The 2,403-nt window shown below is 46.3% G+C and carries 1 protein-coding gene and 1 pseudogene; one reads left to right on the plus strand and one right to left on the minus strand.

The genetic code is table 11. The features are described 5' to 3' along the window. Positions 1-1,361, plus strand: a 1,361-nt coding sequence (locus tag F8S12_RS23130; protein ID WP_196518664.1) for a DUF3991 domain-containing protein, incomplete at its 5' end; no start/stop codon positions are given. A 668-nt stretch (positions 1,362-2,029) separates the two neighbouring features. Here F8S12_RS23130 and F8S12_RS23135 read toward each other — a convergent pair. Beyond that, positions 2,030-2,403: pseudogene (locus F8S12_RS23135) on the minus strand (DUF5906 domain-containing protein); the annotation flags it as partial.

The following is a 2,403-nucleotide window of genomic DNA, read 5'->3' on the forward strand; positions in this document are numbered from 1 at the left end:
TAAGCCACAAAGAAATGTTTGGGGGTAATGGTGGTGCTGCCAGCATTAAGTTATCGAAACTCCAAGATAGCTATGCTGCTGCACTTGCTCCTTTGGGCATTGAACGGGGGGTTAAGGGCAGTAAGGCAACCCACACCAAAGTAAAGGAATATTACCAAGCGGTTAATAGCGAACCTCTCCTATTGGAACTCGACCGACTTGCACCCCGCCCTGACGAGACGGCACAGCAATTATATGAACGCATCAAGGCTGATAGAGCCATTCAGGATATTAATCATCAACTGGCTGACCGCAGACTGTCACTTTCGCAATCCCACCGCGCCGAACTAAAATCTTTCGCCTCCGACAAGTTGCGGCAACAGCTTGAGCAACGTGTTTTGGAGTTAGAAGCAGAAAACTTTCAATGGCGGCAGCAGACCAATCAACTGCGGGACTTGCCACTTGTTGATGTGGCTTGGGAGTTGGGGCTACACCATGATCTTGGAAAATGGAAGGGTCACGGACACATCATTAATATAGATGGCGAGAAATTCTACGATTTCGCCCCCGATCAACAAAAGGGAGCAGGCGGTGCAATTGATTTGGTGATGCACGTCAACAATTGCAATCTGCGGCAGGCGGTTGTCTGGTTGCATGAGCGATTTGGGGAAGCTGGGGCAGAACGAGCAGCGATCGCTAAAGCGAAAACAGTGGCTGCTGAGATTATCCAGTTAGAACCACGCGACAAATTCCGGCTACCAGTTGAGGATAAAACCAAATGGACAGCAGTTCACAACTACCTGACCCAAAAACGGGGGATACCATCAAACTTTGTAGAAGTTCTGCATAAGCGGGGGTTAGTTTATGCTGATGACCAGCAAAACGCTGTGTTCGTCATGCGGAATCTTGGCGATCTCCCCCAGGCTCAAGGTGCGTTCCTGCGGGGCACACGGGGAGAAAACAACACTTTCAAAGGCTACGAGAAAGGAACCAAGCGGCGTGATAGCTGGTTTCACTTTCACTTGGGCGGCCAGCCAACTGATACAGCAGAAAGGTTAGTGCTGTGTAAGTCGCCCATTGATGCCATAAGCTGCGCCATGCTGGAGTATCAAGTTCGAGGCGACGTGCCACTTCATAGAACGCTGTACATGGCAGTGGATAATCCCAATAGCTTGCCAGTAGAGCAATTGCAGCATATTCCTAATGTCCAGGTGGCTTTTGACTCGGACGATGCTGCCAATGCAGCTGCACGATCTGCCAAGGAACTACTGCCACAGTCCAAGCGGCTCAAGTGCAAGGCTGACGATTGGAATCAGCAGCTTATAGATTATGGGCAGCAGTTAAAGCAACAGCCAAGACAAGAAGAAGATTTGAGTCTTTAAAAGTATTTTTGTCGTGCAAATGTAGTTTTTTGGTAGTCATTTTTGATTGTTCTTTCTTTCAAATCACTTTTGGCTCTTAAAAACTTTCCGCGCCTTTTGGCGTACTGTGCGTCAGAAAAAGATGGATTCCAAGGCTTAGACCCTCTAAAGCGTGTTTAAAACTCATTGGGAAATATGGGGATAAATCGGGTGACTTTTGGGATTTATTGGGAATTATTGAGCTAATGAGAATTTGGTGACTGGAAGATGTTGAAGAGGTAAAAAAATCAGCGATGAATTTGAATTTGCGTTCTGTAGGATTGGGATATATTGAGTTTAATTGGTGAGAATTGGTGAAAATCGGGAATTTTGGCGATTTTCGGTGTCATGCACAAAACAGCACAATTGTAATCTTTCACAAGATTTATTTACAAAGGCTGAAGGGATTACGGTATAAGCGTTTTAGCCTTTTAGGAATAATTCTTAACAAGGGGTCAAAAACGGGGTAAATTTTTGTAGATTTAATGTTGAATCTTGGTTCTGGCACGGTGATGCCCTAAGCGATCGCACTTCAACCGAGTTCCCAACAAACAATTCCGTTTGTTGGGGTAAATATAGCGAACGGCGGATACCCTTAAGTAGTTTATTTATAAAACAGTAAGCTAACGGGTGGCAGTGACCACCCATTTTTATGAGCCAAAGTGAACCTCCCTCTCGGCGGCTGGTACTAGCATATAAAGTTGCGCGAATTCACCCAAGGTCAAAAACCCGTGCAGTTCCGAGTAAGAAAGAATTTCCATTTCACTCAAAATATCCTTAACCACCTCCCAACTTGGATTAGGGGATTCCAAGATACAAGCGATCGCAACAGAAGCTAAAACCTTGGAATCTTCGTCAGATCGCACCGACTCGGATTCACCCGCACCACTTTCTAGCTCTGACGCACCAGTGACGCATGAGTTTTCCATGCTCTGTAAGGGTTCCGCACCACTTTCTAGCTCTGACGCACCAGTGACGCATGAGTTTTCCATGCTCTGTAAGGGTTCCGCACCACTTTCTAGCT

It is taken from the genome of Nostoc sp. WHI (genome assembly GCF_015714725.1).
Taxonomy (GTDB): Bacteria; Cyanobacteriota; Cyanobacteriia; order Cyanobacteriales; family Nostocaceae; genus Nostoc.